Source organism: Actinomadura sp. NPDC048394, from assembly GCF_040651755.1.
Classification (GTDB): domain Bacteria; phylum Actinomycetota; class Actinomycetes; order Streptosporangiales; family Streptosporangiaceae; genus Spirillospora; species Spirillospora montaniterrae.
Genome location: NZ_JBEZJL010000020.1, coordinates 50,898 through 63,175, shown reverse-complemented (window position 1 = coordinate 63,175; position 12,278 = coordinate 50,898). Strand labels below are relative to the sequence as shown.

Sequence of the window (12,278 nt, the reverse complement as noted above, 5' to 3'; positions counted from 1 at the left end):
GATCGACAACCATTCTGATCATTACTGGGCCTGTTAAGGCCAGTCCTTTGGGACGAAAACTCGACCGGAAGGCGGCCGCGCAGGCACGTGACGGTTGATCATCCGGCCAAGTCAGTCCCCGCGGCCGGTGCCCTTCTCGTTGTGCATACGCTGCCACGACCGTGGTCTGCGCTCGCCGCGTTTACCCAGCCCTTGCCTTTTAGCGCGGCTGCGGCGGATTCCGCCGCTTGCGGGCGGCTCATGCTGGGGCCACCCCTTGCGCGACGTCGTCGCCGCCTGCACCGATTCCCCGGCCCCCGGGTCGCTGTCGGCGATGCGCTGCAGCGCATCGGCGTCCAGCAGATCGCGGTCGGCGTTCACCCGCTCGTCGGCCGCTGCCTCGCGCATTTCACCGGACGTCGGCGGGCCAGATGCTCCCTCTCGGGCAACGGCGCCCTCGTCGTCGCGTTGGGCTTGAGCGTCGGAGTGGCGTGCACGCTCGCGGCGGCGCTCCGCCTCCCGCTCGTCGGCTCCCTTGCTGTGATCGGCGGCACCGGCCGCGTCGAACCGGCCGAGCCTGGCGCCGGAATGGTCGGAGACGGTGATGACCAGTCGGCGCTCTCGGGCGGCATCCATGCCTCCGGCCTCCGTGCTGAGCGTACGCGCGGCGAACTCGGCCAGCGGCTCGCTGGTGGGGACGCTCGCGGTGCCGCTGGAGACGATCGTGGCCGCCGGCACCGCGATCGAGCCGTCGACGGGGGTGCCCAATCCAGGACCCTCGATGCGGAACCGGAGCAGGCGTTCACCGCGGCGCTCAGCCTGGACGCGCTGGAGGTCTCCCGACACCTTCTCAAACGAGGCGCCGACGCCGACGTCAACGCCGTAGCGGTCCAGGATCTGCGTCTGCAGATCCGCGCGCATGCCCCGTTTGGCCGCGCCCTCCGACCACCCGTCCACGTGTGACCACACACCGGCGACCTCTTCGGGAGCCGCGGTGTCCCACCACTCGGGGTCCAGGTCGCGGCGCAGGATCTCGGCCTCGGTCACCAACGCCACATCCTCGCCCAACAGGTCGGCGTTGAGCTGATCGATACGCACCTGGAGCTTCGACAGTTGCTCGTCCAGTTCGGCCATCCTCGCGGAGTGCTCCTCGGCCGAGAGCCGGCCCTCGGCACGGGCGGGCGCACTGGTGCGAGGATCCGTTCCCTGCCGCAACCCGACCTCATCAGCGAGCGTCTCCTTAGCCGCCTCCAGCCGCGGGTCCCTCTCTTTGAGACGCTGGAGTTCGCGACGCAGTCGGTTGCGCTCCACCAGGTGTGCGTCACGGACGGCCTCGACGGGGGCCTCGACGGATCCGGTCAGGACTTCGCGTGCCCAATGGTCATACTCGGCGCGCGTCTCAGCGGCCTGGTCGTCGCGGACGGTCTGCCGCCGTTCGCCTCCGGGCCGGCTGCCGTCGTAGACGTCGATGACGTAGCGGCCGGAACGCGCGCCGCCCTCACCACGTGCGGCGCCGAACTCGGTGAGCCGGTCTGCCGCGATCACTCTCAGCGGCCTCCGGTCGTCGACGTCGAGTGTGACCGTTCCCTGGTCCGCGACGGCATCGGCCTCGGTGTCGCGGATGACGAAGGAGACCGACCGTTCGGCGTCCGGGGACGCGAGGATCTCGGCGACTAGCGTGCTGTCCACTGGCTCGTCGGCGAGGTCGACATTGAACCGCTCGTTGATCAGTTGCCGCAGCCGCTTCTGGGTGCGCCGTCCCATCGGATCACCGTTGCGAGCCCAGCCGCCCGCGACTTCCCATGCCATGCCGATCTCGGCCAGTCCGCCCGCGCCGGCGTCCTCGGCGGAGACACGGTCCCACCAGCGCCCGTCCCAGACCTGCCGCATGATGGGCATGTCGCCGTCCCGCAGCGCCTTGATCCGGTCGCGGTCAGCGCGCTCGGCGGCCTCAGCCTCGGCTTGAAGTGCGCGTGCCTTCTCCGCTGATCTCTGCGACCAGGCCGTCGCCAGCTCGGCCACAAGCGAAGTGATCGTCTGCACCTTCTGCCCGACGTTTTCCAGCACGCCGTCGCCGGGCTCGGATGCCGCCTGGATGAAGCTGGGCTCACTCACGTGCTGCGCTCCCTCGTGTCGCCGGTAAGTCCGCTGCGAAGTGAAGTCTGAGGCCTACCCTCGGCCGAAGTCCGTTCCGCCGCGCCCCGGTGTCGGTGGCCGCCGCGAGGGCTTTCCTGGGGTCGGCGTGTGCGGGGTTGGCGTGGGCGGCGCCGGTCGGGCCGCGGCGCCAGGTCGAGTGATGCCCGGAAAGACGGCGACCCGAGCCGTCAGGTTGCTCTGCACGTTGGTGAGATCACGGCGCGAGGCCTGAGCCAAAGCCATCGCCTGCTGCGCTTGCCCGCGTGCACGGTGTGCCTCTTGAAGCGCCTCAACCATCTGGATCATCTGCCGCAGCAGCACCAGCTGGCCGGTCACGCCACGCCCTCCATCGGAGGCGGCGAAGCAGACCATCGCCACGCCCCGCAGATCCTTGATGTGCCCCTCGCGACGGGCCCGCGGCTGGTACCGGATCGTCTGCGCCGAACGCGCCAAAGCGTCAGCCGCAGCCGACAAAGGACCTGGCCGATCCGGCTCCAACTGCGCCGACCATGCCGCCAGGATCCCCGCGGCCTCGCGTGCCGCGCCCGCCCACGTCGCTATGTCGTCAGGGGGGACCGCCGAGAGTTGCTGCCGCACCCTCCCGACCGCCTGGGCCGCCTCCTGCCACACCTCCGGCCCGTACGCGCGCGGCCGCCGCCTGACCGCCGAAGCAGACCGTCCGGACCGACGGACTCCGGTGCGGTCCCACTCGTTCAATGCGGCCCGCCGTTCGGTCTCGGTGTCCCAGTCGGTCCAGTGCTCGCGCAGGCGGGTCAGCGACAGATCGGGGGCCAGCCTTCCGCCGCCGAACCACAGCATCGGCTGCCGGCCTCCGGTCTCGGTGCGGCGCTGGGCCGTCCGTTCAGCGGGCCGTCTGGTGTCGGGACGCAGCGCGACCGAGTACCCCACGACCTTGCGTCGGTCGCCCTTCTCGTAGCGCGGTCGAGGGATAACGCCGACGCTGCGGAGTCTGCGAACGAAGTCGGCCTCGTTGGACGCTGACGTGGCCGCTGCTCGCACCGTGCGGGCCAGCCTGATGCGGTCCGGCTCTGGGCTGCCGGGGGCGCGCTTCGACTGCTCGATCTCCGCGCGGGTGAGTCCCGGCATCCCGCCGCCCTTTCGCCCCGGCACCGCCTTCAGTCCGAACCTGCGCTCCAGGTCGGCGGCGATGGTGCTCATCCGCACGAAGTCTCGGAAGATGCTGGCGCAGGTGCCGTCTTCGCGGACCAGATTCACGGCCAGGTGGACATGCTCATTGCCGCCGACGGACTTGCCGTGATGGACCGCTGCCCATCGGCACGGCGCACGTCCCGAGTCGTCGTCGAACCCCATCTCGCGGACGACGTAGCGGACGGCCTCCGCCCATTGCTCGTCGCTCAGCTTCCGCTCGTCGGTTGACTCCTCTGGAGACAGCGACAGCGAGAGATGCCATACGTGACCGCCCCGCATCTCAATCCCCATGGCCCGGCGATGGGAGTCCATTTCCCGGCCGAGCGCTACGACCTCGTCTCGCTGGGCGGCGATGTCGAGCCGGGTGCCATCCTCGAAGCCGAGCGTGTCCGATGCCGCGATCACGCGCTGCCCGGTGTGCTCGTTATGGCGGCCGGGCCCGAACAGGTAGAGCATGAGCCCGACCGTGTCCTTGCCGCGCTGCTCCGACACCTTGGGGATCACTGCCCGGTCCCGTCCAGTCGTTCAGTCGCAGCGTTCAACCGCGCTAGCGCCTGAGCAGTCGCGTGCATGGTGGCTGACAACTCCGGTGGAAGCTCCCCTGTCGCGTTGGCTGCCCGGGTCAGCTGGTTGAGATTGCGGCCGATCGCCGCGACGAGACGGCGGGCTCCGGTGAACTCGTCGACCAGGCCGCGCCGTTCGCTCGCGGTCTGCTCGTCGCCGGCGAGCGCGGCTTCGATCATCAGCCGCTGCACGGACACTCCGGCGACCTTTGCGCGGGCGGCGATCCGCACCTTCTCTTCGTCGGTCAGTAGCACCTTCACCACGTTCTGGCGACCGCCGGGGGCACGGGTGAGGCGTGCGGTCTTGCGTGGCTTTCCGGTGCCGCCCGGCTTCGCGGCCGCGGTCATCGCCCTCCCCCCTCTCCCCAGCGGAGCGACCCCATGATCCATGGGGACATCACCCGACACGTTAGGGAGGGTGATCGGCGGGGCGCTAGCCCGAATCCGCGATCAGGTAACCTGATCGCCTATCTTGCTCCTGCGTAGTGCTGTGGATGGTGCTCCGCTGGTTGTTGTTCGGTGTCCCGTCCAGATGCAGCTGTCGGTGTCCGCGTGAACCTGTCGGCTGGTCGCTTCGGCGCATGCGAGTACGGTCCTGGCGAGTGTTCGCGTCTCTCTCGTGTCGGGGTCCGCGCAAAGCTGTCGAATGGCGGGTCATCGGAGGGTTCGTCGCGGGCATCCGACACACCGTTCTCGGGGTCGCAGGAACGAGGTGGCGGAGTTCGCGCGCCGATAGCCGACGGTGGCTAGGGTGTGCGGCTCGCGCCGCCCTGGCATCGAGGAGCTGAGCGCGTCTCGCCGGCCCCCACTAGTGCCTCCAGGAGGCGGGAGCGCGAGGGCTATGGCCCCGTTCCGGCCCCACTTCTGGGTTCGGGTGCGGCGGCACTTCAACGTCGATGCCTTTCGCTCAGGGGCGGGAGATCACTACGATTCAGCTGCATGAGCACCGGACAGACCAACCACGTTCAGGACGCAGCGCGAGCCATGTTGGAAGGCAAGATGGCGGAGCGCTTGGCGGTCATCGACCGGCTGATCGAAAAGCAGGAGACCGAGAAGCGGCTCGATGACGAACTCGCTGAGGTGCGTCAGGGCTGGCAGCACGACTGGGCCGAGGCTGTCCGGCTGGGCTGGACCAAGCAGGAGCTCCAGAAGCTGAAGCTGCGCACGCCGCCCGACATCTCTGGGAAGCCCGCGCGCAAGCCCAGGGGCTCGTCTCGGGCCGGTGCCACTCGTACGGTACGGAACAACGTCCCGTCGGCACGGGATGGAGCCGCCGGCGAGGCTGCTGGCGCGGCTGTCGCAGACGGCTCCGGCGAGTCGGCGGCCGCCTCTGAGGGCGGTCCCGTCCCGGCCGCTGACGCCTCCTCCTCCGGTCTTTGAGCCTCGCGCACAATCGCCGGCTCCAGGCATAGCAATGCGCCCACAGCCTCCCTCTGAGGAGGCTGTGGGCGCTCTGCGCTTTCGGTGGTTCTCGCGGGCTCGCCCCTCTATCCGGGGTCCGTTGCTAGCTCCACCCGTCCCACCAATCCCGGACCTCGTTCGGGTCGGTGTCGTACTTGGCGCGGACCATGGCGTCGAATGAGGCCTCGGGCTGCTCGCTCACGTGGCACGCGGCGTTCACGACAAGGTTGATCAGGTCAGTGTCCCGGTCGCCGAGATCGAGGGCGTCGATGACCAGGTCGGCCCCTGCGTTGGCGTGCTCTTGAATCGCCTCCTCGGCCTCGGTCTTCGCCGTCGGTCCATCGGCAGCCTGGCCGCTGTGGAACGCGAACCACTCTTCGCGCCACACGGGGATTCCGTACTCGGCCAGTCGGAGCGCGATCGTGTGGTGCTGGTCGTTGGGCTGGGTCAGTACCGCCATGTCGTAAGGACCCGCGTCGAGCGCTTGGTCCAGGTCGGTGAACACGGGCGTCTCGGGGTTCACAAGGCCGTCGTTCGTCAGGGCGGTGATGCGCTGATCGGACGGCCCGAGGTCACAGATGGCGGTCACCCGGACGGGCGCGGACACGGTGCTGAGTGCGGGCAGCAGAACACGCTCGATGCGGTCGCCGGTCCCGACGACGAGGGTTTGAAGCTGGGCGGCAGGCATTGCTCTCCCATCGGTAGAGGCAGGTGGTGGATGTCGTCCCGGTTACCACCCCGTTTCGACATAAAAAACAATACAGGACTTATCTGCCTTCGCCAAGGATGACGCCCTCGTTGAAGCCATCTCGGTCCCGCCGGAGCAGGGTCCGTTCTCCTGCCGTTGGAAGCAGCGATTCAGTGCCGCAACGCCCGTCGTTCGGCCCGGCCTCCTGATGCCGGATGGGCACGCCCAGTCCCCCGCCCCGCTCCCCCCTCGTCGAGGTCTTGGCCTCAACGATCGCGCGCGATCACCGTCCGCGACACCGGCAAGGCGCTGGCCCGCTGCGCGACCCCGTTCAAGGGTGAGTGCTCGCGATGCCCGGAAAGCAGTCGGCCGCCTCCCGCGCGGGAGGCGGCCGAGCTGGTCAGGCCGGATTCGGTGGCCTACAGGATGTCGGACTCGACGTCGGCCAGCAGCTTGCGCACCTCCTCGACCAGCAGGTCGCCCTTGTCCGCCATATCCATCGCCGCGTCGTACTCTCCATCGAACGTCCCCGACTCGCTGTCGGCGATGGCGCGGAACGCCGCCGCTGCCTGCTCGCACGCGTCCGCGAGCCGCGTCAGGCTGTCCGCGTGGCGGGTGCGGGCGTAGGTGACCGGGACGTCGGCTCCGTCCCGGTCGTAGGCGTAGGCGATGCCCGAGGCGTGCCGGACCGAGAGCTCGGTGGCGGTGACGCCGTCCGGAAGGATGACGCCGTCCATGGACGCACCCTGGACGCCGAGGACCTTCTGCAGCGCCTCCTCCTCCGAGGGTGCGAGGGCGTGCAGGCACACCATCGCGATGACGTCGATGGCGTAGTCGGTCAGCCCAGCCGAGGGGGCGGCGCTGGCCGCGCCAGTGCCGGCCGCCCTCTCGTCCTCTGTGAACTGTTCCATCGCGCTTCCCTTCGTTCGGTACACGTGTGGTGGTGTGACCGGATGCCACTCCGATCAACAAGAAGAACAATACATGAAACATCTAGATTCGGTGTGGTGGGAGTCGCCCGGCGGTCACCGCTGACTCGGGCAGGCGGGGCGGCGGTTCGCGGTCAGGGCGGGGGCTGGATGATGACGGCTGTAGCGTCGTCGCGGTATCCGCGGGCGTCGGACTCGGTCTGGTTCACGAGGGCATCGGCGAGGGCCTGGACGTTGTCGGCGTGGGTCCGGACGAGGTCGTCCAAGCGTCCGTGTGGGAGCCCGTCGACGACGCCGTCGGAGCAGAGCACGACCAACTCGTCTTCGGGGATCAGCGCGGTGTAGGTGTTGCCGATGGTGGCACGCGCCAGGCTCGCGCGGAGCCAGTTGTCGTGCTCGGCTGCCAGCTCTAGCGCAACGCCGTTGCAGCGGAGTTGCTCGCCCACCGTCGCATCGGTGGAGTACTGCCGGATCCTCTCACCGTTGAACCCGTACACCCGGCTGTCGCCGCACCAGGCGACGCGGGTGTCGTCACCTGCGCGGGCGGCGGCGACCACTGCGACCGCGTCCGGGGTGTCATCGTCCGGGCCGGGGTCGGCGACGACCTCGCCGGCGGTGAGCAGCGCGGCGAGGACGCCGCGGCGCAGCGCGGTCCGGACGATGACGGTGGCCAGCACGGTGGACATGGCGGAGATCTCGGAACTGTTGCCGATGCCGTCGACCACTGCCGCCGTGGTCGTGGCGTCGGCGCTCACGGCGATGGCGGCGGCATCGCAGTTGAACTCGCGGACACCGCGACGGGTTGCGGTGGCGACCACGGCCTTGGCCGAAAAAGGTGTGGTGTAGGGGCCGGTGGGTGCGGTCACGGGCTGCTCCGGTTCGTGTTCGTCAGGCAGGGCGGGTGCGGGCTTACGCGAAGAACGGGACCGGCGCTTGGCCACACGGGACGCGGGGGCCGGCCATCGGGTGAGGTTCCCGCTCGATGCGCGCCGCGTGTGCCTGGCCGCAGGTGCCCGCTCAGGTCGCTCTGGGCGGTTCTGCCGCCCGTCTGGCGCGGTTGCGGGCGGCGAGGGCCTCGGTGTCGGCGAGTGCGGCGTCCATGTCGGCGAGAGCCGCGCGCAGGGCGGTCAGCGCGGCCCCAAGTTCGGGGGCCATGGTGGCGTCGATGACGGCGGCCAGGAACCGGCGTGCGGCTTCGGCGGTGTATTCGTAGGTCGCGCTGTGGACGCAACGGTCGAGGTAGTCCAGCGCCGCGGCGTAGTCGTCGGAGACAGCCACCCCGGCGGGACCAACGGGCGGCCCGGTGCCTGCTGCGCTCGGAGCCCCGCCGGTCGCTGCGGTGCACGCTGCGGCGGCGGCGTCGACCATGGCGTAGGACGCCGCTTTGGCACGCAGGAGTTCGGGCGGGAGCTCCCAGCCGGGCGTGCTCATCGGGTGCCTTCGATCGGGGTGGCGAGGGTCTGCAGGACGGTGCGGGCCGCCATCGCATCGGCGCGGGCGCGGTGTCCGCCGCCCAGCGGGGTCCAGCGCCCTACGCGCGCCCAGATCCTGCGGGCTTCCATCAGGCACTCCCAGCGGTCGGCGGCGGGAAGCAGAGCGGGATCGAGGCCGGCGTGGTGGTGAGTCGCCGCGATCCGCGCGCAGTCGAAGGAGGCGTTGAAGGCCAGCAGCCGGCGCTCGCCGACGGCGGCGGTGAACTGTGGGAGGACCTGCTCCCAGCGGGGTGCGGCGGCCAGGGACTCATCGTCGATGCGGTGCACCGCGCGGGCCTCTGAGCAGACCGCGATCCCGGCCGGATTGACCAGGGTGTCCAGCAGTACCGTGCCGTCGCAGGCGTCCACGACGGCCAGTTCGATGACCACGCCGTCCAGGTCACTGGTCTCGGTGTCGACCACTACGGCCACGCCGGGCTGCAGGCAGTCCCGGGCCATGCGGATCACTTCGCCGACCCGGGTCGACAAGGCGATGCTGGAGCGATGGGCGCCGACGCCGTGGTGCGCGGTCAGCGCCGCTTGCACCTCCTGCAGGGTGGGGTGGCCGTCGGCGCGGTACTCCCAGTCGATTTCCCAGCGGTCACCGGCGTTGAAGAAGTGCGGCCATACCTCCACGCCCCACTCCTCGCCGAGTTGTCCGCAGAAGGCGCGAACGACGTCGGCGCGCTGGGCGGGCAGCCGGGCCCACTCGCGCAGCGGGGACGGCTCGCCGGGCCGCACCGCGCGTACCGCCTCCCAATCGACGCCCGGTGTGTCCAGGACGTCCTCCAGGTCGCCGACCCTGTAGAGAGGAATCGTCACGCTCTTGCGGACGCCGACCCGGCGCTCCACGCTGTCCGCCGGGGACACCCACCCCGCCGCAAGCACGTACTCGAAATCGCGGCGGCGCATCTCCAGATGCGTCGCGGCTTGCTCTGGTCCCAGCAGCCGTTCCCGCCGGACCTGCTCGACCAGTTTCTCGTCCTCGGTCAGCGCCGCGATGTCGACACGCGCCCACCGGCCGAACCGGCCCGCTGAGATCCCGCGCTCTCGCGCCACCCGAGGCAGATCCTCCTCGCGCCAATCCAGCCAGGTCGCAGCATCGGCGGTTGTCATCGACGCCGCCAACCACGCCTGCCGCTCGCCCACCACCTCGACCAACGGCCCGCGTCGGCGTTCGTCGGCCAGCGCCTTGAGCGCGTCCACGTCGTACAGGTCGCAGCCCTTGTAGTCGCCGACCACACGGGTCGCCCCACGCTCGGCGAGGACGGCGATGTCATCGGCGGCCACCTCCAGGCCGGTCAGCTCGGTCAGTAGCTCCGCGCACCGGCGCTCGCCCAGCGGCTGGGACGGGATCGCCGCGACGATCTGGTCGCGGCGGGCCACCAGCTCCTCGACCAGTTCCCGCGACCACCAGGCCCCGCCGCGATCGGGCCCGGGGATCACTGCGGCGTCGCTGCCGCGCCGCCACTGCCCGAAATCCACGTCGAGCCGGGCCCGCACCTGGTCCCGGTCGGCCCAGTCCGGCAGCGCGGCCGTCAGTTCGTCGCGCCGCGCCAACAGCTCGTTCACCACGCCTCCTGACCAGCGCGGGGTCTTCATGTCGCAGGGCGGGATCAACCCGGCGGCCTGCCCCCGAGCCCACTGGTCTGCGGTCCACTCCAGCGCCTGGCGCAGTTGCGTGGCCGAGTGCGCCCTGGTCTTCGGCATGGTCTTCGGCGACCTGCTCGTCGCCCGCGGTGCCGGGGCGGATTGCTGGTCAGACATGCAGCTCCTCGTCGTCATGCTCCACACGGCGCCGCGCCGGCCGGGGACCCATCGGAGCGGGCCCACCGCCAGCAGGGCGGAAGCGTTTGGGGGATGATTCGATTCTCCGGTCGGCGGCGGCCGCCGCGCAGCGGAGCAGCGCGGCGGCCGCCAAGGTGCACGGCCTCTGGTGCAAGCAGCGGCAGCATCACGGGCGGCGTCGCCGACCGGTGTCAGCGCGGCGCTGTCACCAGAAGGAGACGCGCGCGGTGACCGCGCCGAACCGGTCGCCGCGTGCGGCGGCCTGCAACGCCTCTTCGCCGGGTGCCGAGGGGCCGCACAGCACCACGTGTTGCGCCCGGTCCAGCAGGTCGAACCATTCCTGCGGCAGCGGCACCGCCTGCCCGGCATCCCAGATGATCAGATCATCGACGCCGTCCGCCGCGACCCGGGCGACCTGGACCAGGGAGCGGGTGGCGATCTGGACCCGTAGTCGCCAGTCCGTCCGCACCGCGGGGAGGCCGTCCAAGTTCCACTGCGGCCAGTCGCACCGCGCGCGCAGATCCTCGGCCTCGGCCGCCGCTGTTTCGGGCTCGAAGACCAGGGCCGGCACCGGACGGTCGCCGGGGCCGGGCACCACTGCTGGGCACAGTGCGTACGACACCAGACCGGTCGGCGGGCTGCTCGCGGGACCGGTCGGCGGCTCGGTGCCGGGCGCGTCGCCGAGGAGGGTGGCCGGGTCGGTAAGGCTGATCATGCCGGGGTCCATGCCGCCCACGGCCCAGTGGTCGAGCGCGTCGTCGAGCAGTTCCGCCACCTGCTCGCTGGTCATCGCCTCCAGCGCCTCCAGCGCCGGAGCGGCCTGCCCCGACCGGTGCGCCCGCTGCGCCAGCGGCTGCCAGGTCCGGGTTGCCGCAGCCGCCAGCGGCCCCGCCGAGGGCAGCAGCCCGTAGACCGCGCCCGCGATCGTGGCGACGGTGGCACGGTCGGGTAGGCCCAGCACCTGGGAGATCAGCGAGCCCTGGCACGGGCCGCACCCGGCCCGGCAGGCTCCGATGAGGCGGGCGGCTAGGTCGAGATCCACTGACCGGCCGGTCCCATACGGAAGCTCGGCCAGCATCGGCAGGTCCGGGGCCGGATGCTGATGGTCGGTACCGGCGTGGGCGGAGGTGTATCGGGCGCCGGTCTGAGCCTGGCGCTGGCGGGTCCGGTTCTTGCGGGCGTGGTCCTTCGGCATGGCATCTCCAGCACGCAACCCCGTGAATCGCGCGCTCGATATCCGTTGGACGCGCTCTCGCATTCCGTCTCTCGGGGACTTCACGCCCCGGCGGACGGCTCTCTCAACATCCCCCAGATGGTGCAGCCATGCCGGGCGTACCGGGCACCTTCGCCGTGATGCCGTCCGGTCACGGGCCGGGCGGTGGGCTTGGGCCGATGGGAGCGGCCCGTGCCCGGCACTGTATCCCAGCGTCCTCCGCCACGACAGCTGTCCGCACGGATCTGTGGCACGTCTTCCTCGCGGTATGCCTTCCCTCCGGGCCGCTTGCGGCCACTGATCCGCCCGCGCGCCGGTCGAGGAGACCGCCGCGTACAGCTCATGATGGGAGGTAGTGGGACCGGGTCGTCGCCCCTGCGGCGGACCCCGCACGGCCCGGTCCCCGACACGAGGCCCTTGCAGAAGGTCTTCCGGAACTCGCTCAGCAAATCAGGACTGCGAAACGGCCAAAGCGCCCACAGCGTTCCGGTAGGAGGGGCTGTGGGCGCTCTGTTTGCGCTGCCGCCGCGCGGTCAGAAGAGCGTTTGGTCGTCCGCCGGTCCGCCGTCGCTCTGGTCGTCGTAGCCGGAGGGGAGCAGGTGCCGGTGGAGCGATTCGGTGTGGAACTGGCAGCAGTCTTTCAGCCCCCCGGTGGTGCGGCGGGTAAACCAGCCGCGCGTCCTCGCTGCGAACTCCCTGGCCTGGGCGATGGTGGTGGCGTACGCGAAGTGCAATCGAGTCGGGCACTGCCCCACCTCACAGTCGATGATCACCTCGGCGGCGAGCGGTGGCGCGTCGGGGTAGCTCGCCTTAGCGATGCTCAGCGCTTTGGAGACCGACTCGACGTCAATGCGATGGCTCCAGCAGGCCATGTCGTAGCAGTCGCGAGCGGCGTCGCGGACAAGAATGAATGCGGTCATTACGCGCTTCCAATCATGT

General features: G+C 70.5%; 11 protein-coding genes. 1 reads left to right on the top strand and 10 read right to left on the bottom strand.

Features of this window, described 5'->3' with window-relative positions; genetic code table 11:
• Positions 1-111 precede the first annotated feature (111 nt).
• From AB0C78_RS16560 to mobC, 3 genes are read right to left on the bottom strand one after another with little or no spacing between them, the layout of a single operon-like run.
• On the bottom strand, positions 112-2,094 hold the full coding sequence (locus tag AB0C78_RS16560) for a hypothetical protein (protein WP_360747985.1): 1,983 nt from the start codon (positions 2,092-2,094) through the stop codon (positions 112-114).
• A 54-nt stretch (positions 2,095-2,148) separates the two neighbouring features.
• Positions 2,149-3,789 (bottom strand): hypothetical protein, encoded by a 1,641-nt coding sequence (locus AB0C78_RS16555; protein WP_360747982.1) that lies wholly within the window; start codon positions 3,787-3,789, stop codon positions 2,149-2,151.
• Complete coding sequence (gene mobC, locus AB0C78_RS16550; RefSeq protein WP_360747979.1) at positions 3,786-4,196, bottom strand: plasmid mobilization relaxosome protein MobC; 411 nt, start codon at positions 4,194-4,196, stop codon at positions 3,786-3,788. Before mobC ends, AB0C78_RS16555 begins: the two co-directional genes overlap by 4 nt.
• A gap of 591 nt (positions 4,197-4,787) precedes the next feature.
• On the opposite strand from mobC, the gene AB0C78_RS16545 reads away from it, so the two are divergent.
• Positions 4,788-5,228, top strand: a complete 441-nt coding sequence (locus tag AB0C78_RS16545; protein ID WP_360747976.1) for a hypothetical protein — start codon at positions 4,788-4,790, stop codon at positions 5,226-5,228.
• A 124-nt stretch (positions 5,229-5,352) separates the two neighbouring features.
• Here AB0C78_RS16545 and AB0C78_RS16540 read toward each other — a convergent pair whose 3' ends face one another.
• The 7 genes from AB0C78_RS16540 to AB0C78_RS16510 all read right to left on the bottom strand — a co-directional run bounded on the left by AB0C78_RS16540 (position 5,353) and on the right by AB0C78_RS16510 (position 12,259).
• Positions 5,353-5,937 carry a Gfo/Idh/MocA family oxidoreductase gene (locus AB0C78_RS16540; protein ID WP_360747973.1) on the bottom strand — a complete coding sequence of 195 codons (585 nt, stop codon included), beginning with the start codon at positions 5,935-5,937 and terminating at the stop codon, positions 5,353-5,355.
• Positions 5,938-6,356: 419 nt separating this feature from the next.
• Positions 6,357-6,848 carry a hypothetical protein gene (locus AB0C78_RS16535; RefSeq protein ID WP_360747970.1) on the bottom strand — a complete coding sequence of 164 codons (492 nt, stop codon included), beginning with the start codon at positions 6,846-6,848 and terminating at the stop codon, positions 6,357-6,359.
• 152 nt (positions 6,849-7,000) lie between these two features.
• The gene (locus AB0C78_RS16530) at positions 7,001-7,732 is read right to left on the bottom strand and encodes a hypothetical protein (protein WP_360747967.1); all 732 of its coding nucleotides are present in this window, start codon (positions 7,730-7,732) and stop codon (positions 7,001-7,003) included.
• 151 nt (positions 7,733-7,883) lie between these two features.
• On the bottom strand, positions 7,884-8,297 hold the full coding sequence (locus AB0C78_RS16525) for a hypothetical protein (protein WP_360747964.1): 414 nt from the start codon (positions 8,295-8,297) through the stop codon (positions 7,884-7,886).
• Entirely contained in the window at positions 8,294-10,105 is a 1,812-nt protein-coding gene (locus AB0C78_RS16520) for a 3'-5' exonuclease (protein WP_360747961.1), read from the bottom strand. Before AB0C78_RS16520 ends, AB0C78_RS16525 begins: the two co-directional genes overlap by 4 nt.
• Before the next feature lie 226 nt (positions 10,106-10,331).
• A complete protein-coding gene (locus AB0C78_RS16515) occupies positions 10,332-11,321 on the bottom strand; it encodes a hypothetical protein (protein ID WP_360747958.1) in 990 nt (329 codons plus the stop codon).
• 551 nt (positions 11,322-11,872) lie between these two features.
• Entirely contained in the window at positions 11,873-12,259 is a 387-nt protein-coding gene (locus AB0C78_RS16510) for a hypothetical protein (RefSeq protein ID WP_360747955.1), read from the bottom strand.
• Positions 12,260-12,278: the final 19 nt, after the last annotated feature.

What these genes read in the sequence shown, in the direction of transcription:
- mobC (WP_360747979.1), bottom strand. Translation starts at nt 4,196, where the DNA reads ATGACCGCGGCCGCGAAGCCGGGCGGCACCGGAAAGCCACGCAAGACC.
- AB0C78_RS16545 (WP_360747976.1), top strand. Translation starts at nt 4,788, where the DNA reads ATGAGCACCGGACAGACCAACCACGTTCAGGACGCAGCGCGAGCCATG.
- AB0C78_RS16540 (WP_360747973.1), bottom strand. Translation starts at nt 5,937, where the DNA reads ATGCCTGCCGCCCAGCTTCAAACCCTCGTCGTCGGGACCGGCGACCGC.
- AB0C78_RS16535 (WP_360747970.1), bottom strand. Translation starts at nt 6,848, where the DNA reads ATGGAACAGTTCACAGAGGACGAGAGGGCGGCCGGCACTGGCGCGGCC.
- AB0C78_RS16525 (WP_360747964.1), bottom strand. Translation starts at nt 8,297, where the DNA reads ATGAGCACGCCCGGCTGGGAGCTCCCGCCCGAACTCCTGCGTGCCAAA.
- AB0C78_RS16520 (WP_360747961.1), bottom strand. Translation starts at nt 10,105, where the DNA reads ATGTCTGACCAGCAATCCGCCCCGGCACCGCGGGCGACGAGCAGGTCG.
- AB0C78_RS16515 (WP_360747958.1), bottom strand. Translation starts at nt 11,321, where the DNA reads ATGCCGAAGGACCACGCCCGCAAGAACCGGACCCGCCAGCGCCAGGCT.
- AB0C78_RS16510 (WP_360747955.1), bottom strand. Translation starts at nt 12,259, where the DNA reads ATGACCGCATTCATTCTTGTCCGCGACGCCGCTCGCGACTGCTACGAC.